Source organism: Psychrobacillus sp. NPDC093200 (assembly GCF_050280345.1).
Classification (GTDB): Bacteria; Bacillota; Bacilli; order Bacillales_A; family Planococcaceae; genus Psychrobacillus; species Psychrobacillus faecigallinarum.
Genome location: NZ_JBNNVC010000004.1, coordinates 73408 through 98631 on the forward strand (window position 1 = coordinate 73408; position 25224 = coordinate 98631).

The 25224-nt window shown below is 36.9% G+C and carries 23 protein-coding genes, 1 pseudogene, 1 riboswitch and 2 other annotated features; of the genes and pseudogenes, 10 read left to right on the top strand and 14 right to left on the bottom strand.

The window, feature by feature from the left end; all coding sequences use genetic code 11:
- Nucleotides 1–191: 191 nt before the first annotated feature.
- The 4 genes and pseudogenes from ACQKNZ_RS15690 to ACQKNZ_RS15705 form a co-directional block, all read right to left on the bottom strand.
- Nucleotides 192–899 carry an ABC transporter ATP-binding protein gene (locus tag ACQKNZ_RS15690; protein ID WP_144539275.1) on the bottom strand — a complete coding sequence of 236 codons (708 nt, stop codon included), beginning with the start codon at nt 897–899 and terminating at the stop codon, nt 192–194.
- Nucleotides 900–903: 4 nt separating this feature from the next.
- Nucleotides 904–1974, bottom strand: coding sequence for an ABC transporter permease (locus tag ACQKNZ_RS15695; RefSeq protein WP_144539277.1), 1071 nt, complete (start codon nt 1972–1974; stop codon nt 904–906).
- Between the two features lie 23 nt (nt 1975–1997).
- Nucleotides 1998–2786: a methyl-accepting chemotaxis protein gene (locus ACQKNZ_RS15700; RefSeq protein ID WP_427660781.1), complete on the bottom strand. Its 789-nt coding sequence runs from the start codon at nt 2784–2786 to the stop codon at nt 1998–2000.
- Nucleotides 2763–3296 (bottom strand): annotated as a pseudogene (locus tag ACQKNZ_RS15705) (protoglobin domain-containing protein); the annotation flags it as partial. The pseudogene ACQKNZ_RS15705 and the gene ACQKNZ_RS15700, both read right to left, overlap by 24 nt.
- A gap of 318 nt (nt 3297–3614) precedes the next feature.
- On the opposite strand from ACQKNZ_RS15705, the gene ACQKNZ_RS15710 reads away from it, so the two are divergent.
- Nucleotides 3615–4523: a MerR family transcriptional regulator gene (locus ACQKNZ_RS15710; RefSeq protein ID WP_427660609.1), complete on the top strand. Its 909-nt coding sequence runs from the start codon at nt 3615–3617 to the stop codon at nt 4521–4523.
- Between the two features lie 84 nt (nt 4524–4607).
- Here ACQKNZ_RS15710 and ACQKNZ_RS15715 read toward each other — a convergent pair whose 3' ends face one another.
- The 8 genes from ACQKNZ_RS15715 to ACQKNZ_RS15750 form a co-directional block, all read right to left on the bottom strand.
- The gene (locus tag ACQKNZ_RS15715) at nt 4608–6323 is read right to left on the bottom strand and encodes a GMC family oxidoreductase (RefSeq protein WP_427660611.1); all 1716 of its coding nucleotides are present in this window, start codon (nt 6321–6323) and stop codon (nt 4608–4610) included.
- 19 nt (nt 6324–6342) lie between these two features.
- Nucleotides 6343–7113, bottom strand: a complete 771-nt coding sequence (locus ACQKNZ_RS15720; RefSeq protein WP_427660613.1) for a gluconate 2-dehydrogenase subunit 3 family protein — start codon at nt 7111–7113, stop codon at nt 6343–6345.
- A 90-nt stretch (nt 7114–7203) separates the two neighbouring features.
- Nucleotides 7204–7461: a hypothetical protein gene (locus tag ACQKNZ_RS15725; protein WP_144539283.1), complete on the bottom strand. Its 258-nt coding sequence runs from the start codon at nt 7459–7461 to the stop codon at nt 7204–7206.
- Between the two features lie 351 nt (nt 7462–7812).
- Nucleotides 7813–9678 carry a CotH kinase family protein gene (locus ACQKNZ_RS15730; RefSeq protein ID WP_427660616.1) on the bottom strand — a complete coding sequence of 622 codons (1866 nt, stop codon included), beginning with the start codon at nt 9676–9678 and terminating at the stop codon, nt 7813–7815.
- A gap of 15 nt (nt 9679–9693) precedes the next feature.
- A complete protein-coding gene (locus ACQKNZ_RS15735; RefSeq protein ID WP_144539287.1) occupies nt 9694–10383 on the bottom strand; it encodes a DUF4956 domain-containing protein in 690 nt (229 codons plus the stop codon).
- A gap of 29 nt (nt 10384–10412) precedes the next feature.
- On the bottom strand, nt 10413–11090 hold the full coding sequence (locus ACQKNZ_RS15740) for a polyphosphate polymerase domain-containing protein (protein ID WP_340863879.1): 678 nt from the start codon (nt 11088–11090) through the stop codon (nt 10413–10415).
- A 134-nt stretch (nt 11091–11224) separates the two neighbouring features.
- Complete coding sequence (locus ACQKNZ_RS15745) at nt 11225–12412, bottom strand: sensor histidine kinase (protein WP_427660618.1); 1188 nt, start codon at nt 12410–12412, stop codon at nt 11225–11227.
- Nucleotides 12413–12446: 34 nt separating this feature from the next.
- Nucleotides 12447–13130, bottom strand: coding sequence for a response regulator transcription factor (locus ACQKNZ_RS15750; protein ID WP_191697539.1), 684 nt, complete (start codon nt 13128–13130; stop codon nt 12447–12449).
- Nucleotides 13131–13278: 148 nt separating this feature from the next.
- Between ACQKNZ_RS15750 and fabI the strand changes: the two genes are divergently transcribed.
- The 6 genes from fabI to ACQKNZ_RS15780 all read left to right on the top strand — a co-directional run bounded on the left by fabI (nt 13279) and on the right by ACQKNZ_RS15780 (nt 21518).
- On the top strand, nt 13279–14058 hold the full coding sequence (gene fabI / locus ACQKNZ_RS15755) for an enoyl-ACP reductase FabI (protein ID WP_144539295.1): 780 nt from the start codon (nt 13279–13281) through the stop codon (nt 14056–14058).
- Nucleotides 14059–14391: 333 nt separating this feature from the next.
- On the top strand, nt 14392–16425 hold the full coding sequence (locus ACQKNZ_RS15760; protein ID WP_225216102.1) for a catalase: 2034 nt from the start codon (nt 14392–14394) through the stop codon (nt 16423–16425).
- 213 nt (nt 16426–16638) lie between these two features.
- Complete coding sequence (locus ACQKNZ_RS15765; RefSeq protein WP_144539299.1) at nt 16639–17979, top strand: CoA-disulfide reductase; 1341 nt, start codon at nt 16639–16641, stop codon at nt 17977–17979.
- A gap of 20 nt (nt 17980–17999) precedes the next feature.
- Complete coding sequence (locus ACQKNZ_RS15770; protein WP_427660621.1) at nt 18000–18545, top strand: N-acetyltransferase family protein; 546 nt, start codon at nt 18000–18002, stop codon at nt 18543–18545.
- A 57-nt stretch (nt 18546–18602) separates the two neighbouring features.
- Nucleotides 18603–18824, top strand: a binding site (T-box leader).
- A 37-nt stretch (nt 18825–18861) separates the two neighbouring features.
- Nucleotides 18862–19090 (top strand) — a binding site (T-box leader).
- A gap of 53 nt (nt 19091–19143) precedes the next feature.
- Complete coding sequence (thrS, locus tag ACQKNZ_RS15775) at nt 19144–20337, top strand: threonine--tRNA ligase (RefSeq protein ID WP_427660623.1); 1194 nt, start codon at nt 19144–19146, stop codon at nt 20335–20337.
- A 434-nt stretch (nt 20338–20771) separates the two neighbouring features.
- A complete protein-coding gene (locus ACQKNZ_RS15780) occupies nt 20772–21518 on the top strand; it encodes a GNAT family N-acetyltransferase (protein WP_427660625.1) in 747 nt (248 codons plus the stop codon).
- A 23-nt stretch (nt 21519–21541) separates the two neighbouring features.
- Here the strand turns inward: ACQKNZ_RS15780 and ACQKNZ_RS15785 are convergent, their stop codons facing one another.
- A complete protein-coding gene (locus ACQKNZ_RS15785) occupies nt 21542–22390 on the bottom strand; it encodes a DegV family protein (RefSeq protein WP_427660627.1) in 849 nt (282 codons plus the stop codon).
- Nucleotides 22391–22536: 146 nt separating this feature from the next.
- Here ACQKNZ_RS15785 and ACQKNZ_RS15790 point away from each other — a divergent pair, with 146 nt between their 5' ends.
- Genes ACQKNZ_RS15790 through ACQKNZ_RS15800 form a run of 3 tightly spaced genes read left to right on the top strand, consistent with a single transcriptional unit; the run spans nt 22537 to nt 24258 of the window.
- On the top strand, nt 22537–23334 hold the full coding sequence (locus tag ACQKNZ_RS15790) for a nucleotidyltransferase domain-containing protein (protein ID WP_427660629.1): 798 nt from the start codon (nt 22537–22539) through the stop codon (nt 23332–23334).
- A gap of 2 nt (nt 23335–23336) precedes the next feature.
- The gene (locus ACQKNZ_RS15795; RefSeq protein WP_340863874.1) at nt 23337–23843 is read left to right on the top strand and encodes a GNAT family N-acetyltransferase; all 507 of its coding nucleotides are present in this window, start codon (nt 23337–23339) and stop codon (nt 23841–23843) included.
- 13 nt (nt 23844–23856) lie between these two features.
- On the top strand, nt 23857–24258 hold the full coding sequence (locus ACQKNZ_RS15800) for a spore germination protein GerW family protein (RefSeq protein ID WP_427660631.1): 402 nt from the start codon (nt 23857–23859) through the stop codon (nt 24256–24258).
- Nucleotides 24259–24279: 21 nt separating this feature from the next.
- Here ACQKNZ_RS15800 and ACQKNZ_RS15805 read toward each other — a convergent pair whose 3' ends face one another.
- Nucleotides 24280–24753 (bottom strand): VanZ family protein, encoded by a 474-nt coding sequence (locus tag ACQKNZ_RS15805; RefSeq protein WP_191697534.1) that lies wholly within the window; start codon nt 24751–24753, stop codon nt 24280–24282.
- 135 nt (nt 24754–24888) lie between these two features.
- Nucleotides 24889–25079: riboswitch (cobalamin riboswitch) on the top strand.
- Nucleotides 25080–25224 lie beyond the last annotated feature (145 nt).

The window sequence follows — 25224 nt, forward strand, 5'->3', positions numbered from 1 at the left end:
CTCCTAATAATCATTTTATACTAGAAGAAACCAAGGTTATTAGCTTCTATGTCTACCCATCCAAAATGCTACTCATTTTATTTATTTTATTTAGAGAGGAAGGATGTAAAGTTTTAAAAGAATATAGCACAATTTTTCTAAAAAGAGGACTGTGGTTTAACCACAGTCCTCTTTTTTCCATATCGGAGATGCTAGTGAGAAAGAGGATCTGTTTTTTCTACCTCTTTCTTGCTCTTTTCCTCTAATACACCATCTGTCATGACATATACTTTATCGCAGTATTCGATCAAACGAGTGTCATGGGTAACCACTATAGTAGTAGTACCATTGTTTTCTGTTTCTTTTTTTAATAGCTTCATGACTTCGTAGGCACGGTCAGAATCTAAAGAAGCTGTTGGTTCATCAGCTAATAGTATAGAAGGCTTGCTATAAAGCGCCTTGGCAATAGCAACTCGCTGACGTTCTCCCCCAGATAGATCTGAAGGATATTTTTTTCGTAATTCAGTAATTCCTAGGTTTTCATATAAAGCCTCTAGCTCTTCTTTTGTCATATTGTCCTTTTTAACATTATCGAGCAGCTTCATTTGTTTATCTACTGTAAGGAACGGGACTAGATTGGAGGCTTGGAGGATAAAGCCTATCTCCCTAAGTCGGACCTTGGAACGCTTTTTTTCATTTAGATTAGAAAGGTTTTGATTGTTTACTATAATTTCTCCGCTAGAAGGGGATTGCAGGCCCCCGGCAATTGTAAGGAAGGTACTCTTACCTGAACCTGAAGGACCTATAACTGCAATCAGTTCTCCTTTGTCTGCTACAAAATCTGTTTCCTTTAAAGCATCTACCTGTTTATGACCGGAACCAAATGTTTTCTTTACTTTGTCTAACTTTAAAATTGCCATTTTCTTATCCTCCAATCGCTTTTAGTGGATCTATTTTTACAATGGTTAACACTGAAAACACTGCACCTAAAATTGCAACAACAATTAATACTGCTCCGTAGATTAACATTGTTGTCAGATCAAAGGAAACAGGAACTGCACTTGGTAAAAACTGTCCTGTTAAAATTGTTAATCCAAACCCTACAAGAACCCCTATGAATGCTAGGAGGAAGGTTTGAGCAATTACTGATACAGATAGATAACCATTCGAAATTCCTTGTGCCTTCATTACACCAAACATACTTATTTTTTGTACTGTTAATACGTACAAGAAAATTGCAACGATTACAGAGGAAATACCAAATAGAAAATAAATCATAAAGTTTAAGGTAAGTGACTGCTCGGTATAACCAGGCAGATTCTCAATAAAGTTTTCAATTTCAGTAACTTGTAAATCTTTGTTGGAAGTTTCAATAGAGAATAGACTGTCGTCTGAAACAACTACCCCATTAATCTTATCTTCGTTGGCTTCAGCAGCTTCTCCAAATTTTACTTTATGAAAAGTTGCTAGCTCACCATAAAGTACGGGTGCTCCATTAAAGCGAGAGCTTTCTGTAAAGCCGACTATAGTTAATGTTTCATCAGAAGAGGACAGCTCTAGTTCATCCCCAATTTTAAATCCCTCATCTTTTAAATTGTCGCTTGCTACTACTTCATTTTCGCTGGAGAATTCTTCTCCTTCGCTAACGCTGGGCATTAGAAACTCTTCCTTATCTATGCCGAATATAGAGACATTTTGTTTAGTATCCCCATTTGTTGCGATAGCACTTATTTGTCCCAGAATTGCCTTATCTTTTGCTTCGATATTATCTAGCTCTTCAGTGCTAATAAATGATTGAGGAAGACTTTTATCCGATTCTTCGGTTAATACAATGGCTGTTGCATTCCATTTATCTACTGCCTCTCTATTCAGGTTTGCTAATCCAGTAGCGAGACCTGAAAGAAAAAACACAAGATATGCAACTAGCATTAGGACACCTACGATTAGGAAAAAGCGTAGTTTATTTTTTTTAATTTCATTCCATGCTAAAAACATTCTTTCACTTCCTATCTAAATTTTTAAAGCTGTACTGCTGTTTGATAGAGACTGTCGGCAGTAACGGCAACTGTCTTTGTATCGTTTGATATGTCTCTAATTACTTGTACGAGGTTAGAGACTTGTATTTCTACTTGGTCTATATGGTTATTATTTTCATCTATTGATAGAAGAATTTTGTTGAATTTACGGTTAGTATCCATTGAGCTTTCCAATCCTAATTCAACGCTCTTTTCCATATCAGAAATGGTAGAAACCGCTTTGTTTGTTAGCTTAGTCGAGGTTTGAACAAGGTATGTAATTTCTTCTACAGAACTTTTGGATTGCTCTGCTAGTTTTTTTACCTCTTGTGCTACAACGGCAAAACCTTTTCCATGCTCACCGGCACGTGCAGCCTCTATAGAGGCGTTTAATGCAAGAAGATTTGTTTGTTCAGCTATTTGCTTTACTAAGCCGACAATTTGAAAAATTTCATCGGAGGATTGTTTTAAATCTCCAATAATCATAGACATTTCTTCTGTATTACCAGTGACAAGCTCCATTTGAGTTTGAAGAAGCCCTATTAGCTTGTTGCCATCATTAGCGTCTGACTGAATTTGTTTTACGCTATCTATATTAGCCTGAACACTTTCACGAATTCTAGATGTATTCGATTCTACGTGTTCAATAGAAGTGGTGGTCTCCTCAGTTAAGTTTGCCAAGTCTTCACTTATAGAGGAAATTTTGCTTTTCAACTCTGTTTTAACAATGTCATACTGTTGCTGGCGCAGCTTCACATTTTCTTTTTCATATTCCTCTAGAACAATTTGCATTTCTAAGTTAATGAGTTTGGAAATAGTAAGCGAAGTTTTTTCTTTCTCATCAAGCGCTTTTATTTCCTCGTTAACTAAAGAAATGATAATAGATTGGATTTGGTGGAAGGTGCCCATGTACCATTTAGGCTCTAATCCAATTTTGAAGTGCATTTGAGCAAGTTTTCGTTTTCTCTCAATGGTATTCTCGGTGAATTCACCACTAAACATTTCAATAATATAACTACCAACGGTTTTCTTTAAACGATCAACTTGAGTTCTATCTTCAATAATTTTTCGTAAGGAGGGAACAGAAAGGACTTGCTCATAAAAAACAGAGACAATATCGTTAATACCCTTTTCCACATATGGCTGAAACGTACTAATTTGCCTTAAGTCCTCTGTCGTCAATCCAATAAGTTTCATTTGCTTCTGTAATTCTGGATAACGATCCAGTTGTATAACTGGTTCTTTTAAAGTTGTTTTATCCTCTGGTTCTTTAAATCGTTTTCTTGTAAAAGGTAATACCAATTCAATCTCTCCTTGTGAACAACTTTGATGTATGAGTGTAAGCGGGTTATCTTATACACCTATTATTAACAGGAAGTATACGCTTTGTCAAATGTTTGTATAATTTATTTTAATAAAAGTTATACAAAAAATAATTCTTGTAGGGGATAAAAGGCTTATATAAAAAGCTATTGTATAATGGTGTTTATACAATAAAGACTGAAGGAATTTTCTTTTTCGTAGAATTGTTGTATAATGTTAACGGTTGAATGTTATACTGTTGGTTAGCTATAATGAGCAATAGCAGCTTTTATAATGAGGCTGAAAGGATGAATATGAATGATGCAATCTCGCCCAAGTGGGAATTATAATATTCAGCAGGTGTCCAATGTAACAGGTTTGTCTAAGCAAGTTATCCGAAAATGGGAAGAGCGCTATGAACTTATACAGCCTGAACGATTAGACAACGGTTATCGGATTTACAGTGAAGAGGATGTAAAAAAACTATTAAAAGTTAAGACTTTGTCAGAAAAGGGATACTCATTAAAGCAAGCTGTGGCACAGGTTTTGGAGGAAGATGGGATAGTTCAAATGGAAAGTGAGCTACCCTTTGCACAGGAAGAATCATATCCGGAGTTTAATGATTTCGTTTTTAAGCTGTTAGAGCACGGGACTGCTTGTGACGAGATAGAACTTAATTATGCTTTACAGCAAGCGTACTTTCACTATGGATTAGATAATTTTTTGAATAAGGTCGTATTGCCCTTTCTCCATGAAGTGGGAAATCGTTGGGAAAAGGAAGAATGGGATGAATACCAGGAAGCTGTCTCTAGTATGATGGTCCGCGATTTTCTAGTACAAATTCGTCGTAATTTTCATTACAGGGATGATGCGCCTCTAGTGTTAGGATGCTGTCTTCCTCATGAAACACATGAAATACCCGTTCATATTCTGTTGTTGCAATTTATGATGAAGGGGTGGAAGTCGGTATTAATAGGCGCATCACCTGCACCTGGAGCAATTGAGTCGATGGTTGAGAAACTAAAGCCACAAAAAGTATTAATGTCTGCTTCGACAAGCATTCCCTTTGAACGTAATCCTAAATTACTAGCAAGTTTGGATCAGTTTGCTGAACAGCATAAGGAAACTAAATTTTATATAGGTGGTCCAGGCTCTATGCAATATTTTGCCTGCAAAAATCTTAAAAATATAAGCTTAGCAAATTCACTAGAAGAAGTGATTAATTAAAAAAGCTACTTGCTTTCCTATAAGGGAAAACAAGTAGCTTTTTAAGTTGTTGGCTAATTCTATTAAGAAAAAAATATTATATTATTAGACTAATAATCCGCCTGTTTTTAAATATTTTTCAATACCTTCTGCTGTACGGTAAGCTAATGCTCCGACTGTACCTGTAGGGTTCATTCCTGAGTTATGAGGGAATGCGGATGCCCCTGGTACAAAGACATTTTCACAATCCCACATTTGTAGATAGTTGTTTAGGGCACTTGTCTCAGGATTTGCGCCCATAATTACTCCACCAGTGTTATGCGTAGTTTGATATTTGGTAGTATCCCAATCTCCTTGATCTCCAGGAACTGAAATCATTTCTGCTCCCATTTCTTCAAGAATCTTAGCTGTTACTTCTTTAATATATTTTTGCTGATTTTTTTCATTATCATGATAGTTAAACGTCATACGAATAAGTGGATCACCAAATGCATCCTTATAAGTTGGGTCCAAGTCAATATAGTTATCTTTATGAGGCATTACAGAACCTTGGGAACCTACTGATAAACTGCGATTTGCCCAGAAAATACTCGCATCTTTATATTCTTTACCCCAGCCTGGAGTATCTTTTGGTACAGTATTATTTGAAATAGGACGTTTACCATAATGTCCTAGTGCAATGTTACCGCCATGAATGAAGTCCAAATCAGTGTGGTCAAAATTATCGCCATTGAAATCGTCTATTACTCCAGCAAGTGAACCTGTACCTGCATAAAGGTTAAATTCTCTATCTTTAAAGAAACCAGTAGAAGCAGCAGAAGTCATTTGGTATGCATAGTTTTTTCCTATAACTCCAGTACCAGTTTCAGGGTTGTAAGGACGACCAAGTTTTGAGTTCAATAAGATTTTAATGTTGTTTAGTGCATATGCAGAAACCACGACTACATCAGCCTCTTGTATATACTCTTCTCCAGTGCGGGTATCAACGTATAATACTCCAGTTGCTTTTCCGTTCGTATGAAGTACTCGACGAACAACAGAGAACGTACGGACTTCAAAATTCCCAGTTTCTTTTGCTACTGGTAACACTGTTACTACAGGAGATGCTTTAGATCCATACTCACATCCGAATCTTTCGCAGAAACCACAATATTGACAAGCGCCACGTGATATTCCATCAGGATTAGTATAGCTTTCAGAAAGAGTGGCAGCTGGTGCAATATAAGGATGATATCCTAATCCCTTTGCAGCATCTCTGAACATTTTCATAGATGGCGTTTCTTTTAATGGTACAGTTGGATATTTTACCTTTGGAACATCTGGATGTGGGTTTTCTTCACCTGAAATACCTGCCATTGCCTCGAACTTCTCAAAATAAGGTACTAGCTCATCATAAGTGATCCCCCAGTCTTGAAGTGGCATATCTGCAGGAATTTTATCTTTTCCGTAACGTTCTACCGTTTTTGTATATATTTCGAAGTCATATGGAAAGAAACGGTAAGTTAAACCATTCCAGTGTTCCCCGGAACCACCCACACCATCACCGATTAAAAACGAACCGTGTTGGCGATAAGGCAATGCTCTTTGTGAAGGATTATGACGTACTGTTACAGTTTCCTTCGAAAGGTCTTGCATCATTTCATTTCTTTGTTGATATCTTAACTCATCATGCACCATCATATAGTCTTCGGTAGAACGAGATTTTCCTCGTTCTAAACCTACTACCTTGTAACCTTTTTTAGTTAATTCGGCAGCGACTATACCTCCAGTCCAGCCGACTCCAACTAAAACTATATCTGTTTTTGGTAATTTTTTAGCCATAATTATTTGCTCCCTTAAATTAATGATTGTGTTGTGAATTTAAACTCTTAGGTTCGAAAGTGACGAACTCTTCTTTTTCAATAATGTCTGTATAGCTCATTTGATGGCCAGGGAAGTTTTTCATTTTCCAGCCTTGCATATCCTTGTTTCCGCCGTATAAAGGATCTGAATAAACACCCTCGATGGTTGCACTTTTCAGTAGTTTAAAGAAATAACTAGAACTAACTGCGCCATTTAAAGTAATTTCTCCAGCTTCCATAGCTGTTAGGATAATTATTTGCTCTTCATCACTAACCTCAGCAAATTTTTTATCATATTGTTTTTTTGCTTCTGCATTTAATGCTTCAATACCTAAGTCAAATATTTGTTGTCTGTTTAAGTGAGTTTGATGTCCAAATAAAGCTGTAGCCTCCGCAGGATAGAAAGGACCGCTCATGTATTCCTTAGCGTTAAGTCCCCAGTTTCCCGCCAACTGATGATCGATGTAGTAAGTAACCAGTAATTCTTTTGCTCCAGGGCCTGCATCCGTTTTTGGGAAGATTTGTTCTGTCGCCGCTTCGATTGTAGCGAATTGAGCTTGATCAAAATACATAAGTGCTTGATTGTAGTTTGTAGAGGTTTTAGATGCAACATGAGATTCTTTAGTTACTTCAGTTGAGTCTTTTCCTAATAGACTCCCAAGAGCACCACCTAAAACTACTCCACCTACTGTTAATCCTGAATTCTTTATAAATTTACGTCTAGAAGAACGTTTTTCTAGAAATTGATTATTTGTTTTCTGTTCTGACATATAAATACCTCCAACATAAAATGATTGAAAATTCATGTGACTATTTACTTAAGTAAATATGCGGATAAAAAAATTTGTTAACTACTTTCATTAGTGAATAAGATTACTCCAGTTGTATACTAACGAAAATAAAACTGTAAACACTAAAAGGGAACCTATAAAATATCCATGTTTTTTACCAGTCCAACAAAGAACTATAATTGCTAGCCCGACTCCAGAGCCTAGTAAAGCAAACCAAGGAAATGAAGAGTTATAGAAAAATAAAGCAAGTGCTAAATCTGCTACTATAAATAATGCAAAAAGTACTTGGTTTAACATTTTTAATTCTGCTAAATTGTAAGCTGACACATCTTTTCCTCTTTCTTTTATAAAAATTATCACTTAATAATCTAAAAAAATAACCGTCCTCAATTTTACTCTTATTTGTCATAAAATCTACTCATTTTAAAAAGTTTTTATATTCCGAAAAAATAATTAATTTGTTATATCGGCATAGTTATAGCGGTTTATAGAGGGGGACTAGTAATAAACAATCCTAATATTAAAATGTTATTGAATAGAGGAAAGATATTATTAATAGAGAGGAGGGCATGAATGCAAATATGAGTATTTACCTATTTTCATCGGTTTGTATGCTTTTTATTATTCTTATATAATAAATAAAGTTTCTCTCCAAATTCGAGAGAAACTTTAATTTAGTTATGATCTTCTACGTTTAAAGCGATTTACTATAAAGATTAAAGCTAAGAGTATAACAATTCCAGCTGCAGAAGTTATTACATATATTTTGGAGTAGCCTGTTGACTGGCTCTCCGAAGATCCTTCTCTACCAAATCCAGGCATGGCATCATTAGGAGGCTCCATCCCTACCGGTGCTTCAAAGCCTTCTGGCATTTGCCCACCATTAGGAGGCTCCATCCCTTCCGGTGCCTCAAAACCTTCTGGCATTTGCTCGCCATTAGGAGGCTCCATCCCTTCCGGCGCTTCAAAACCTTCTGGCATTTGCTCGCCATTAGGAGGCTCCATTCCTTCGGATGCTAGATTTCCTTCCTCGGAAGGATTAGCTTGTTCAAGGGAGGTGGTGTTATTTTGAACGACTAATTCACCTGATAGCTGAGCTAATATAGAATCACTTCTTTGGCTTGCAAATTCTATAATTCCTGTTTCACCATATACGTCTTCCTCGAATTCATCCACGCTGAAAAAAGCTGTAGGATCTTTCTCTACGTATGGTTTAATCATTGTATGAATTTCATCTACCATAGAAGTAAATGAATCCTTGTCTAAAAAGGTAGTTGCTATCTCATTTAAATAATCTTCATATATAGTAATGTTCTCTTCATCAGTTAGAAGCGCATTAACAAGAGGACGATCCTCCATTGTAACTCCGCTAACGGGCTCATAAATGCTTAAGTTAATGTTTTCTTCTGAAACAGCATTACCACCCATCATTCCCATGCCCATTTGTCCACGATTTTGTGGTCTATTCTCCAGGTTTGAGTTTGTGTCTTCTGCACCTTGTGGCAGAGTAGCTTCATTTGTTTCGGGGGCGACAGCAGGAGAGGAGTGGTTTTCGTCAGCTTCCGCTCGTTCATTTCCTTGACCCAGGAATCCAGTTTTTCCGCCACCACCAGGGGCTCCTCCAGCACCAAAGCCTCCAAAGGACATATTATAATCCCAAGGCAATATAGAGAAAATCCCTTCCTCTTCGTATAGATAGTAGTTGTGCTTCATATTTCCTTGGTAGCTATCCATATTAACAAGGGCTGTATTGGCAGCAAAGTATCGAAGCATCTCATCGATATCTAATACGGATCCTAAGTTGGAACCTTCCTCATTAATAGCACTGATAAATTTCAGAAACTCTTTCTCATCCTGATCGCTAATAGATGTCTTTGCCCCGATGCCAGAATAATCCTCATAGTTCTCCGAAATATACTGAAGGTCGCTTCCTGCACCATCAGGTTTATATAAGGAGTCTGAGCCTTTATCGAAATTACGTGCTAGGAATGTTTCTTCTATTGCTTCAACTCCGAGGTATAACCCTCGCTCTTCACCATTGATGGAGACGTACATGTAGGAGTAGCCTGGAGTGGCGATTCCAAATTGCTCCATTAATTTATAGGACATGTATTCACGCATTTGCGATGCGTCACTGTAATTATTATTTAAATTTAATTTTTTTAATCCGTCTAAGCTTTTCGTGCTGTCATAGTAATCGAAATCAATCTTAAAGCTATATCTTTCGGAATCATCCATTTGTACGACGGAACGAAGTGATAGATTTCCTTTCGTACGAATCCCTACGTTATTTACAGTAGTCCCATTAACAGTGACGTTTGCCTCGAATATTTCTTCATCCGATGCATTTTTAATCATTGAATCAAAATCACTGTCAGCCATTTCTATGTCAACGTTAGTGACTTGTTCCTGATTGAAAACTGTATTCATGTATTGATAACCTCTATCAGCAGACTCCAATCCTAATTTCGGATATAAATATAGAAAGCTTAGAAAGAGGCATATTAGGATGATAAACACTAAGAATACATGTGATTTCTTCATGTTGTATCCTCCTTTTTATGCTGTGAAATTGCCATCATAGCTAAGCATTACAGCCGAAGAAACTCCTTCTACATCTGCAATGATATTAACGATATTTTGTTCTTCTTTTTTCAACTGAACCTCATATGTTATTTCAAAGTATTGCTTTCCAACAGCTGACTTAGATTTTACAGAATGCTTTTTCGATAAATTGCCAACTAATTTTTCTAATGTCTTTTCTGTATGAATATTGTCGTACTTTACTACTAATAAGTATGGGTCTTCAATAGATATCTTATTGACAAACAATACTAACACGACTCCAATCAAGACAGAGCCTAAAATAACAAGTGGGATAAAGCCTGCACCACATAAAATTCCTACAACAATTGCCCAGAAAAGATATATTAAATCCATTGGGTCCTTAATTGGCGTACGAAAACGAACAATTGATAAAGCCCCAACCATACCAAGAGACAATAGGACATTTGTGGAAATACCCATAATGATAAGAGAAGTAATCATTGTGATGGCAATCAATGCAATATTAAAAGAGTGAGAGTAAATGACGCCTGAAAATGTTTTTTTGTAGATAACATATATAAACAATCCAATGACAAACGAAACGAGCAATCCTATCAAGGAATCGACAAGTGAAAAACTAGCAGTTTGGTCTAAAAAGCTAGACTTGAAAATATCTGAAAATGTAGTTGTATTATTATTCATTTCAATTTCCTCCATTATTAAATAATAAATTAGCCAAACATTCGGCCTAATTGGTATTTAGAAAAAGCACTAGCCTGTCTATCACTAACCTGTAGTAATTTTTTTATAACATCCGGCAAGAATCCATCATATTTAACCTCGACTATGACTGTTCCATAATCTAACACGTCTATCATTGGTGTATGGGGATTTAATAGGTCCGTGTTATGAAAACTTGTTTTTACATCACTGTCAAATGTAATACGGACGTTGCCTTCTTCTTTAATGAAGACTTCCCTCGTGTAATCAATGATACTGACTGGTCTTATTTGATAAAGCGTCATATGTAGATGAAGCTCGTTCAATAATTTTCGTTCATCTGCTTGCAACCAATCGATGTCACCAAGACGGATTCTTTCATACTCTTCAGGGGTGATTTGGCATTTTTCTTTATATGTCATGTTATTGATCTTCGATTTTTTTTCTAAATTTAAGTAATCGAATTTATGGTTGTACAACCTTACTCTGAATTTCTGTCTTCGGTAAAAGCCCTCCTTCTTCTCTGTAAGAATCTTATTTGAAAAATTATCAAAATAGATGCTTCGAATGAAGTACTTTCCATCTGGTCCCGCATGTGAATCCTTAGACATGACATGCTGGAGTTTATGTTTAAGGAGATAGCAATCTGCCTTTGTCATTTCATGCTTCAATTCATGTCTACCGTTCATATGTCATCCTCCTTTCCTATCTGTACAAAGTATAAAAAGCAAACCTTAAAGAAACCTTAAACTAGTTTTAAAATCTAAATAATTTCATATAAAAAAAAGCCTCAAATTCTTATTTTGAATTTGAGGCGTAAAAATTATTTATATGGAAGCTTTACTTGAAAGGTAGTTCCGCTAGATGGTTTGGAAGAAACTCTAATTGTACCGTTATGACTTTCTACTATCCATTGTGCGATAGATAATCCTAGTCCGGTGCCACCTGTTTCCTTAATTCTAGCTTTATCCTCTCTGTAAAACCGATCAAACACTCGCTTTATATTTTCTTCCCTTATACCAATACCCGTATCACTCACATCTATGGTTAGGTACTCTGGATCTTCTCTTAATACCACGTGAATCTTGTCTTGCGGTCTTGTGTACTTAAGGGCATTGTCTAAAAGAATGACAAGAAGTTGATGAATTCGGTTTTTATCAATAGAAATTGTTCGTTTGCTGTGTATTTGGGTAATAATTTCTTTTTGTTCTAGCTCTGCTAATTCGTAGAAGGGATGAATAACTTCATTAACTAAATTACCTAAGTTTACTGTCTCTTTTTGTAGTTGCTGCTCCAACGAATCTGCTCTAGCTAAAGTGAGGAGATGGGTGGTCATTATATTCATCCTGCGAATCTCCGATAAGCTTAGGCCAATACTTTCAAATTGATTCATAATTGTATCTTCAGGCTTAGTTAGCAGGTGCTCCAACTTGCTTTGTACAATAGTTAAAGGTGTACGAAGCTCATGGGAGGCATTCTCTACAAACTCAGATTGCTTGCCCCAAGAATTAATAATGGGGTTCATCGATCTTTTGGCTAAAAAATAACTTGCTGTTATCGAAAGTAAAACAAAAATGATTGTACAGATAAATAGAATCTTTATAAAGTTATTAACTATACTTTGTTCAGCTTCCACACTTATTAATAATTCAGTATAGCTTCCATTACTATTTGGATACATTAAGGAACGAAACACATAGTCATTTGCTAATTTTGTTGTCTGTATCGTCTCTATAGTCTCAAGAGAGAAAGGGAGGTCCTCAGAAAATTCATTGATAAACCTTGTCCCAATTTGTTCCTCATTTAATATTGCGCCTTCTGCATCTCGAAGCAGCACAATCATTCGTGGGTTGAATGGAACTGGCATTCTGTTGTTTGGACGTTCACTCATCTCTTTGGCTCGTAATAATTCATTGTCTACGGAGGAATACAATGTCTCTTCGACTAGCTGATAAATGATGAAAGAAAAAATGGAGAAGATTAGACTGAATGCAATAAAATTAAGTAACACTAATTTATTTTGTTGTTTCTTCAGTATGTTTTTTCTATACATTTTTTTCACCAATACTTAACATATATCCAAGGCCCCGAAAGGTTTTAAAGTATTGATCATAACCAAAAGGCTTAAGTTTTTTTCTAATGTGGCTAACATAAACCTCTACTACCGTTTGAGATGTCTCTGAATCGAAGCCCCACACTCGGTCGAATAATTGTTCCTTTGTCACAATGGTTCCCTGGTTCTTTACTAAAAACTCCAGTACATCAAATTGACGACCGTTTAGTTGCACAGACTCTCCATTAATGGAGGTCATCTTATTTATTAAATTTAATTGTAAATCCTGAAAAGAAAGGGTGTGGTCTCTGACTTGTTTATTAGATCTTCTAACAAGAGCATTCAGTCTGACCAGTAGTTCATCCCTATGAAAGGGTTTAACCAAATAATCATCTGCACCAAGATGAAAGCCCTTGACCTTATCGGAGATTCCATCCTTCGCAGTAAGCATAAGAACGGGAGTCAGAATGTTTTTTTCTCTCAGAGCTGCTAATACTTCATAGCCGTTCATATCGGGCATCATGATATCCAAAATAAGAACATCTTCGATTCCTTGCTCAGCCATGAACAAACCATCTTCACCGTTGTGAGCCATACGGACTTCAAAGGTGTCACTCACTAAGTCTCGAATACTTTCGGCCAAACGAATATCGTCCTCAATTATTAATAACTTCAAGTTATATCCTCCTACGTCCGATATCTTTATGAAAATAATAATAAACCACTCCGACAAAAAAACAAAATCCATAGTACAAAATTAGCTGCGTATGGTATGATTAAAGTTAGTAACAGGTACTAATAACAGGTGAAAACGGGAGGTTCTTATGAAGGACTTAATACAATTAAAAAATAAAAACATTGTCGTAATGGGTGTGGCAAATGAGCGAAGTCTCGCTTGGGGAGTTGCAAAATCCTTATATGAAGTAGGGGCTAATGTTATTTTTACTTATCGTAAAGAGAGATCGTTAGGTAAAATTCAAAAATTATTAAGTGCTAACGACTTGGAAGCTAAGCTAGTAGTAGAATGCGATGTTAATAGTGATGAAAGTGTTAAGTCAGCATTCGAAATGATAGGCAAGGAAGTAGGAGTCATTCATGGGGTTGTACACTCTGTTGCATTCGCCCATGCGGAAGATTTAAAGGATGATTTCATTAAAACGTCTAGAGAGGGTTATGCTTTTGCGCAAGACACTAGTGCGTATTCCTTAATAGCTGCAGCAAGAGAAGCAGCGCCTTTTATGACAGAGGGTGGATCAATTGTAACGATGACATACTTAGGAGCAGAACGTGTTTTAGAAGGATACAACGTTATGGGGATAGCTAAAGCATCATTAGAGGCTTCGGTAAAATATCTTGCACTAGATTTAGGTAAGCAAAATGTTCGAGTCAATGCGATTTCGGCAGGGGCAATTCGAACTTTAGCAGCAAAAGGTATATCTTCCTTCAACACAATTTTACACAAAATAGAAGAAACTGCTCCTTTACAAAGAAATGTAACACAAGAAGAAGTTGGCGATATGACAGTGGCTCTTCTTAGCAACCTATCTAGAGGTGTCACAGGGGAAATTGTGTACGTAGATTCTGGATATAATATTATGGGATAAATAATTTATTGAACTGTAGTTGGTATTATTCAACTACAGTTTTTTTATTTGTCCAGATTCTCTCACATTGCCCTCGATAAAAAAAGTAAACTCATAATAGCTGATTTCCGCTTTAGACGAACGCTTTTTAGCGGGTGAGCCATAAGCCGCCATCATTGCTAGAAATCGGGGAGAGAGAATAGCTTAAAAGTCGATGGCTAGCGAAATTTCATAAAAATTTAAAACTTATAAAGTTATTACTTATTAATAAAGATTATAAAAAAGAAGTTTTCTAACATACAATTTCGGGTATTTATACTAATAGAGTCGAATTAGATAAGAGGAGGAGTAAACTTGGACAAAAAGATAAATGAAAATAGTAAGAATGAACAATTAGAACAATTTCGTGTTGTAGATAAAGACAAAGCTATGACAACTAATCATGGTTTAAAAGTTTCAGAGGACGAATTTTCTTTAAAAGCTGGTGAGCGTGGTCCTACTCTTATGGAGGACTTTCATTTTAGAGAAAAAATGACACACTTTGATCATGAACGAATCCCAGAGCGAATTGTGCATGCAAGAGGGTACGGTGCTCATGGAGAATTTGAACTATATGAATCTATGAAGCCTTATACAAAAGCGAAGTTCTTACAAACACCTGGCTCTAAGACCCCTGTATTTGTAAGGTTTTCGACAGTAGCAGGATCCCGTGGCTCTGGTGAGCTAGCACGTGATGCTCGAGGGTTCTCAACCAAGTTCTATACTGAAGAAGGAAACTACGATTTAGTAGCCAATAATATTCCTGTCTTCTTCATCCAAGACGCTATTAAGTTCCCGGATCTAGTTCATGCCATGAAGCCAGAGCCTCATAACGAGATGCCTCAAGCGGCTACAGCACATGATACATTTTGGGATTTTATAGCGAACAATCAGGAATCTGCACATATGATTATGTGGGCAATGTCGGACCGAGCAATTCCACGTAGTTATCGTATGATGGAAGGTTTTGGCGTACATACTTTCCGATTCGTAAATGAAGAAGGAAAAGCTCATTTTGTAAAATTCCATTGGAAGCCATTGCTAGGAACTCACTCAGTAGTATGGGATGAAGCCCAAAAAATTAATGGTAAGGATCCGGATTTCCACCGCCGTGACCTATATCAATCTATAGAAATGGGTGACTATCCAGAATACGAGTTCGGTGTACAAATTATTGCAGAAGAGGACGAGTTTGCCTTTGATTTTGATATATTAGACCCTACTAAAATTTGGCCGGAGGAGGATGTGCCGGTTAAGAGAATTGGGAAAATGACATTAAATCGTAATGTAGATAATGTATTTGCAGAAACGGAACAGGTTGCATTCCACCCTGGTAATGTTGTGCCAGGAATTGATTTTACAAATGACCCTCTTTTACAAGGAAGATTGTTCTCTTACACAGATACACAGCTTATCAGACTAGGGGGACCTAATTTCCACGAGCTACCTATTAACCGTCCAGTTTGTCCGTTCCATAATAATCAGCGAGATGGATATGGTCGACAAACGATAAACGTAGGACAAGTTAGCTATCATAAAAACTCATTAGCTAACAATACTCCAACACCAGTTAGTGAGGCCGAAGGTGGATATACACACTATCAAGAAAAAATAGATGCACACAAAGTAAGAGCTCGTAGTGAAAGCTTTAAGGATCATTTCTCTCAGGCAACGATGTTCTGGAATAGTATGAGTCAACCTGAAAAGGAACACATCATTGATGCATTTAGCTTTGAACTTGGTAAATGTGTAGAGAAGTCTGTACGTGCGCAAGTATTAGAAATGTTTGCTCATGTAGATTTAGAAATGGCGAGCAAGGTAGCAGAAAATCTTGGTATGGTTGTTCAAGGGACAGCTGCCAATACAGTAACTAAATCCTCGCCAGCGTTAAGCCAGCTAAATACAGTGATGAAGCCAGATACTAGAAAAATAGCTATACTAGTAGGCGATGGCTTCGATGAGGAGCTATTGAGCATTATAGATGGCTTAAAAGCAAAAGGAGCTCTCCCGCTAATTGTTAGTGATCATCATGGCAGTGTGACGGGAGCAAATGGTACAAGCTTACCTGTCGATCATACATTCTTAACCGAGGATTCTGTTTTATTTGACGCAATTTATGTGGCTAGTGGAGATGGAAAAACTCCAACGTTTAAGAAGAATGCTATGTTGTTTGTACAAGAGGCATTTACACACTATAAACCTATTGGATCTACTTTTAGTGGAGACGAAATTTTAGAAGAGATGGGACTTGTAGGTCAAATTGGTGTATTTGCAAATGACAAAACACATTTTGTTGACACTTTCATTGATGCAGTGGCGAAACACCGCTTCTGGGATCGAGCTGTTTAATAAAGTTATAGTAACAATAGTAATTAATGAAAAGGTATGTCCGATGATAAAGGGCATACCTTTTTAAAATAAATTACATTTCACTTTACTAAAAAAAAGAGAAATACATAAAATTTTGTATTTAAATGGCGTATATAAGGGCATTGCTTACATAAGAAGGAATACCATTATTGAAAAGAGAAGTACTAGAGGTACTAAAAGGAGGAAAAGTGTATGCATTATGTAATCATTGGTGGGGATGCAGCGGGGATGAGTGCTGCTATGGAGATTGTCCGTAATGATCCAGACGCTCAAATTACCACACTTGAAAAAGGAAATATTTATTCGTACGGTCAATGTGGGTTACCTTACGTTGTTGGTAAAAAGGTGTTTTCAACAACAGATGTTATAGCACGCAGTGTGGAGATGTTCCGGACCAAATACAAGATAGATGCAAAAATTGGACATGAAGTGACCAAAGTAAACCCTGTAAACCAAACAGTTACTGGTAATGTCTTAGGAAGCGGAGAAAGCTTTGAGATTAAATATGATCGTCTATTAGTAGCTACAGGGGCTAGTTCAGTTGTACCTGACTGGGAGGGTACACAATTAGATGGGATACATACGTTTAAAACAATTCCTCAAACGGAGGCGTTAATAGCCGATTTAAAAGAAGTAGAACATGTAACCATCATAGGTGGGGGATATATCGGCTTAGAAATGGCAGAAAATATAAAGGAAATTGGTAAAGAGGTTCGAATTATCCAACGAGGAGAACAGTTAATGCCAATCCTTGATCCTGAGATGGCAGATATGCTACATCAAAAAGCAAAGGAAAAACAAGTGGAGCTTAAACTAAATGAGGAAGTTCGATCATTTACTGGGAAGGGACGAGTACAATCTGTAGTGACTGACAAAGGGACTTATTCGACAGATTTAGTGTTGATAGCAATTGGAATAAAACCTTCAACCTTTTTCCTAAAGAATACGGGAATAGAAACTCTTTCAAATGGAGCTATTATCGTAAACGAATATATGGAAACAAGCATCCCATATATATACGCTGCAGGTGATTGTGCTACACATTATAATCGTATCAAACAAAAAAACGATTATATCCCTTTGGGTACTACTGCCAATAAACAAGGCAGACTAGCTGGGTTCAATATGGTTGGTAATAAAATACCTTTTAAAGGTATTGTCGGCACCTCTATTATGAAGTTCTTCGAATTGTCAATTGGTAGAACAGGACTATCAGAAAAAGAAGTAAAGGAATTAGACATTCCCTTTGAAACAAGTACGCTGGAGGCAACAGATATTGCAGGGTATTATCCTGGTAAAGAGTTAATGACGATTAAATTGCTTTATCGTAAAGAAGATCAGTTGCTTCTAGGTGGACAGATCGTGGGTGGACATGGGGTAGATAAGCGTACCGATGTTTTAGCTACTGCGCTATACCATAGCATGAAGCTTCCTGACTTATTAGATTTGGACTTAGCGTATGCCCCTCCGTTTAACGGGGTTTGGGATCCTATACAGCAACTGGCTAAAAGGAATTTTGATAAGAATAAATAAAGAAAAGTGGGAAACAGGAAATGCTAATAGAGTCAAAGGGATTTAATATTAGGGGTATCTCCTATACAGTCAGATCTGCCAATCAATTAGATGCCGACCAACTGTCTAAGGTAAGGCTGCAAATAGATGGAGAAACACAAAACCTAGATAGAGAACAAGGGGAAGCGTTTATAGATAAAGAAGGATTTAAAGAATTAATAGAAAATGATTCCCAATCTGATAAAAATCTTTTTTTAGTAGCTGAAGTGAATCATCAGATTGTTGGATTCTCAAGGTGTGAGGGAAGCGATTTAAAACGATTTGCCCATAAAGTAGAGTTTGGGGTCTGCGTCTTGAAAGAATACTGGGGATTAAGAATTGGAACAAATTTTTTAAAGGAATCTATTGCTTGGGCAGATGCCAATGATATTAAAAAGATTGCGTTAAGCGTATTACATACGAACGAGAAGGCAATTGCCCTATATCAAAAATATGGTTTCGAAGTAGAAGGAATTTTAAAAAACGATAAAATGCTAGCTAAAGGGGAATATTATCATACCATTGTAATGGGTAGAAGTATGGTTTAAAAAAATAGTTGACTATTCAAAACTTGTTGAATATACTATTAAAAATCAATTTAACTTTTTTAGGCAAAGAAAAGGACATGAGTCATTTAGATAATTTCTTATTAGAGAGCAGGGTCGTCGGCTGAAATCCCTGTAGGAAAAACGAATGATTTACCACCTTGGAGCTATTATGGTGAACAGTAAGTATCCATAATCGGGGAACCGTTATCTTCATTTTGAGGCAATTCACTTTAAGAATTGCAAAATTAGGGTGGAACCACGACCACACTCGTCCCTTTACCAGGACGGGTGTGGTTTTTTGCATGAGTAATTTTATATTTGAGCTGTGAAAAGGACACGAATCATTCAATGTTTTCTGTTTAGAGAGCAGGGTCACCGGCTGAAAGCCCTGCGAGAAAGTAGAATGGTTTACCACCTTAGAGCTATTAGGGGGAACGCTATTACTGCTAGTATCCGTAATCGGGAAACCGTTATCTTTTATGAGAGTCGTATTTTTATTAAGTACGACAAAATAGGGTGGAACCACGACCACACTCGTCCCTTGACCGGGACGGGTGTGGTCTTTTTGATTTTATTTAAAAAATAGGAGGAATTTATTATGTCAGTAAAAGCAGAGGAAAGATTAAATCACCAAAAATTGGGTCAGCAATTAGAATTATTTATGTCCATGGAGGAAGCGCCGGGTATGCCATTTTATTTGCCGAAAGGAATGATTTTACGAAATGAGCTTGAAAAAATTTGGAGAGAGAAGCATCAGCGAGCAGGCTACCAGGAGATAAAAACTCCTATTATGATGAAGCAGGAACTCTGGGAAAAATCAGGTCACTGGGACCATTACCATGAAAATATGTATTTTGCAGATGTAGATGAACAAAAGTATGCTATAAAGCCAATGAATTGTCCTGGAGCAGTATTAATTTTTAATAGTAAAAGAAGAGGGTATCGAGAGCTGCCTATACGATATGCTGAGCTAGGATTAGTACATCGCCATGAGCTTTCGGGGTCACTGAATGGACTATTACGTGTTAGAGCATTTACTCAGGATGATGCACATTTATTTGTTCTGGAGGATCAGATTGAGAGTGAGCTTGCTAAGGTGTTAGATCTAGTAGATGAATTCTATAAGGAGTTTGGCTTTAGCTATAAGGTAGAGCTATCGACTCGTCCGGAAGATTTTATGGGCTCCGTAGAGGCATGGGATCAGGCAGAAGAAGCACTAGAATCTGTAATAAAAAGGAAACAAGTCGATTATCAAGTAAACGAAGGAGATGGAGCCTTTTATGGTCCTAAGATCGACTTTCATATACTTGATTCGCTTGGACGAAGTTGGCAGTGTGGAACAGTACAGCTTGATTTTCAAATGCCTGAAAAATTCAATTGTCAGTATGTCGATGAGAATAACCAATTGCGTCAGCCTATCATGATACATCGTGCCATCTATGGCTCTATAGAACGTTTTATGGCTATTTTATTAGAACACTTTCAAGGCAGTTTCCCGCTCTGGCTAGCACCAGTACAAGTAAAGGTTTTACCCATAGCAGATGCACATGTCGCTTATGCAGAAGATGTAAAGCAACAGCTAGAGCAGAAGAGATATCGAGTGGAGATAGATGACCGTGTAGAGAAAATAGGACTAAAAATAAGAGAGGCGGCAATGCAAAAGCATCCTTACATGCTAATTATCGGAGACCAAGAAATGGAGAAGCATATTGTCTCCGTTAGGAAGCATAAAGCTGGAAGTCTTGGTGAAATGAAAGTTGAAGCTTTTATTGAACAGCAGCTAGGACAATAAATCGCGAAGCTGGGCAAAGCGAGTAAGCTATGCCTGGATTGTAGTAAAATATGTCTAGATTGTAGTAATAATAGTGAGGATTGTCGTAAATCTGGTCAAAACGAGTAAGTAATGAGTGGATTGTAGTAAACTACCGCGCCATTGTCGTAAAGCATGGGCGGATTGTCGTAAAAACCGTGGGGATTGTCGTAAATCTGGTCAAAACGAGTGAATAATGCGTGGATTGTAGTAAACTACCGCGCCATTGTCGTAAAGCATGGGCGGATTGTCGTAAAAACCGTGGGGATTGTCGTAAATCTGGTCAAAATGAGTGAATAATGCCTGGATTGTCGTAAAAACGTGGTCACCTAGAGCAGTTAAGCTCCCAAGTTTCGCAGAGAAAAGGATTTTAAAGCTTCTATCTCGAATAAATGCTAAAGAGGGGGTATAGCAAGATGAAATGGCTTGTATTGTTTGCAGGAATTGTCTTATTAGGAGGTAATATTTATGGTGTATACGACATGTATCAGCCAAAAGTAGGGCCTCTTGGCGATGGGAAAGTTTCTGCATATGTTTGGATTAGCATCTTTGTTAGCGCATTAGTAGGAATCCTTGCGATTGCTCAATTCTTTGTATTATTGGCCTATGATCTACGTAAGAAGAGGTTTCCGAGGATGGAAACAGAACGATTTTTATTGCGCCAAATAGAAGCAAGCGATGCGCAAGAGGTATTCCATTATTTTTCACAGGACGAGGTCATGAAATATTATGATTTAGATGTCTTAAAGGATATTAGCGAAGCAAGAAAAATAATTGATAACTGGAAAAAAAGGTACCATAAAAATGAGGGGTTACGTTGGGGAATAGCAACTAAGAAAGACAATAAGATTATAGGAAGCTGCGGCTATCATAATTGGGAAAAAGAACATTTTAAGGCGGAAATCGGTTTTGAGGTTACGCCAGAGTTTTGGAGAACTGGAGTAATGACAGAGGTTTTAGAGCCAATTTTAAAACATGGTTTTGAAAAAATGGATTTGCATAGAATTGAAGCACTATATGACCCGGAGAATATTGCTTCGAGAAGAACTTTAGAAAAGGCAGGATTTGTATACGAGGGGACATTAAGAAAATCAGCATTTGAAAAAGGCCGGTTTTGTGATGCTGCTATTTGCTCCTTATTAAAAGAAGAGTTTGCGAAATAGCAGCAAACCCTCCACTTTATATATTAATATTTTACCCAGCTTAGTCCAGTTGTACCTTCCCCTGCGTGAACTCCTACACAGGCGCTCAACGGTATAACAATTACCTTTAGCTTAGGGAATTCCTGCAGAATTTCTTCTCTCCAGGTTTTAGCATCTTTTATATTGTTGCAATTAATCACTGCGACTTCTGGAATTTCAGCTTTTTTCATATCATTTCGAAGTAAGTCCATTACATAATTCTTAGCTCTTTTATCAGCACGTACTTTTGCTTTCATAACAACTTTTCCGTTATCAAAGGAAATGACCACTTTTATATTTAATAGATTACTCAGAAAGGCTTTAGTGCCAGATACACGGCCACTTTTATGGAGCTGAGTTAAGCTAGATGGAATAAAGGACAATTCGGAGTTTAATGTCATGTTTTCAATATGCTTCACGACTTCCGCTACGTCATGGCCTGCCTCTACCATGCTTTTTCCGACTTCGAGCATTTTGACCATCGGATAAGAGCCTATCTTAGAGTCTATTGAATACACTTTAAAATTTGCCATTTTAGAGGCGGTTTGTGAACTGTTGTAGGTTCCTGACAACTCACTGGAAGTGTGGACAGCAATAGCACATTCGTATCCTTGTGCTTTCAAGTCTTTATACAATTGTACCATCTCACCAATCGGAGGCTGAGATGTTTTAGGATGAACTTTGGCGGTTCTTAATTTGTCGTAGAATTCATCGTGTGTCATATCAATTGTTTCTTTGAATGCACCCTCTTCAAAAACAATATTTAATGGCAAGACATGTATATTATGTTTTTCTATAAATGATTGTTCCAATAAAGCAGCAGTATCAGTTATCCAAGCAACTTTTTTATTCACAGTTTGATAATCTCCTCACTAAAAATTAATTTGTTAGCGCTAATGTAACCTAGTCTTATTTATTGGAATAGTGTTACTTGTCATGTTTTGTCGAAATTTCGGAACCTGGGACATATTTTGAACATATTTAGAAGGAGGAAACAACAGTGGGATATGTATTGCCGCATCCTGTTCATGACATAATGCGAAAATATTTACAGGCATTAAATGCCTCCTTACCAAGTGCCTTTATTGAAGGTGTTTATATGTATGGTTCTATTGCGTTAGGAGCTTTTGATGAAAAGAAGAGTGATGTAGACTTTATCGTTTTATTAAAAAGATCGGCAAATGAACAAGAAGTAGAAATTATAAAAGAGATCCATTTTCAAATATCTAAAGAGAAATTAGGGGCTCGGATGGATGGAATGTATATTCAAACAGCTGACCTGGGTAAAACAAATGATATTCTCCTGCCGTATCCTTATTGCTCAGATGGTGAAGTAAAAATTGGTCATTGGGATATCAATCATATTACTTGGTGGATTTTAAAGAAACATGGGATTGCATTACAAGGAAGACCAATTCATGAGTTAAACATTTCTACTAAATGGGAGGATGTCTTAGGAACGTTAAAATATAACATCAACGAATATTGGTATAAGAAATCAAAAGAAATACCTAATTCAGTGCCTGATGATATGGTGGAGTTTGTTACAACTACTATTTGTAGAATTCTTTATTCTCTAAAGTTCCAACAAATCATTTCAAAAAAAGAAGCACTAGAAAAGGGATTAGTTATATTACCTTTTCGATGGCATACTTTACTAAAAGAAGGGATGAGGATTCGGTCATCAGAGCAGCTCCCCTCACTATTCGACACAGAAAGCTCTCGTGCAGAAACCTGCAAAGATTTTATATTATACACACACGAAATATGTAATGAAGGTTATTTTTTGGAGGTTTAGGAATGGATATTAGAAGATTAACAGATGTAGATGCCATTGCTTATTGGGAACTAAGGCTAGAGGCTCTGCAAAACAGTCCAGAAGCATTTGGAACAAGCTATGAAGAAGCTCTTCAAAGAGAAAATCCAATTGAACGAGTAAAAGGTAATTTTAAGGTAAATGGCAATTACACGTTCGGTGCGTTTGAAGAAGATAAATTAATTGGTATGGTTACTCTAGCACAAGAGAGTTCCTTAAAAATGAAGCATAGAGCAAATATTTTTGCAATGTATGTAAGCTCAAAGGGAAGAAGAAAAGGTGTAGGAAAGGCCCTAATGGAGCGAGCCATTAACCAGGCAATAGAAACTAATGAAATAGAAAAGATTAATCTATCTGTTGTGTCGAATAATGAATCCGCAAAAAATTTATATTTACAATTAGGTTTTAAGGTATTTGGAGTAGAAGAAATGGCTTTAAAGGATAGAGACGTCTATTACGAAGAACATCACATGACACTTATTCTAAATTAAAGGAGATAATTTAATGGAGGAAAAATCAAGTAACCTAGAAAAACAAGGGGGAAAGCTACCATTGTTTCAATCCCCAGTCCGTTCCATTTTCGAAAAGTTTTACAGAGAAAAAGATGTGTCTCTTATATACGGAGAACCAATTGTATTGGAGAACAAAAGGATCTTACCTGTTGCCAAAGTTAATTATTTTGTAGGTGGAGGCGGAGGTGGAGGTGACACGATTTCAGATGAAGAAAATTCTACAGGTCAAGGAGAAGGAGGCGGTGGTGCCTTTTCGATAAAACCGGTTGGAGTATATGAAATCACTGCGGAGGAAGTTAAATTCAAGCCTGTCCTTCCGTTTAGTCAAATACTTACTGTTTTTTCAGTAGTCACGCTAGGGATTGTTTTCTTGTTGAGAAAAAGATGTAAATAGATAGGGAAAGAACGCTTCCTTCTAAAGGTTAGCGTTTTTTCTATGCTTCAACCATTGAACAAACGTTAGCAGAAGCATGACAAAAATAGCCCCGCCTGTATCTAATAGAACATCCTGAAAAAGGGCAGATCGTCCACTCGTAAAGGATTGATGGAATTCATCTGCGACTGCTAGAAGAAAGGTAATCATTATTGCAGTAAGTTTTCGATACTTCCTCTTCGGCAAAGCAATATAAATAGCTAAACTAATCAAACCAAAATAAAAAAAGTGGACTCCTTTTCTTATTAAGAATTCGACAAATGCATAGTAGCCACGTTCCTCGACAGAGACATAGAATCCCCAATAAGGAATATGAAATAATGATAAAAAGGACTCCAATGGCTTGTTTGGAAGCCATTCTTTAAGCACGGCCTCCAAAGACTGTTGCTCGGAAGTCTGCCCGGAGGCTATAAATACAAAGACAAGTAAAAGTAAAAGTGGAATAAATTTTTTCATATAAAAACAGTAGCATAAATTGAATGAGAAACAAAATAATTGCAGACTTTATAGCTAATAAAAGAGTAAAAAGCTGGTTGTTTCACAAGCTTCTATCACCAATTGAAAGGCTATGGTACACTTACGATAAGTGAATAATTTTTGCAGGGAAAAGGTGCTGACTTGTCAGCTTAATTAGGGAATTCGGTGAAAAACCGAAGCTGTATCCGCAACTGTAAATGCTGATGAAATAAGAAAAATACCACTGTTGGCTAAAAGCCAATGGGAAGGTTCTTAGAGTAAAATGATGCATGAGCCAGGAGACCGGCCTTTTCTTGAACGTATAAATACTCTTCGGAAGTTAAGGGGTTGTACGGCACGTTTCTATTTTCGATTAAATTTCTAACGATAAATAGGTATTGCGCCGCCCTTTTTTAGGGTGGCGTTTTTTTGTGCTGTAAGAAGTCGAGTATTGTATTGCCGAAAATTCAC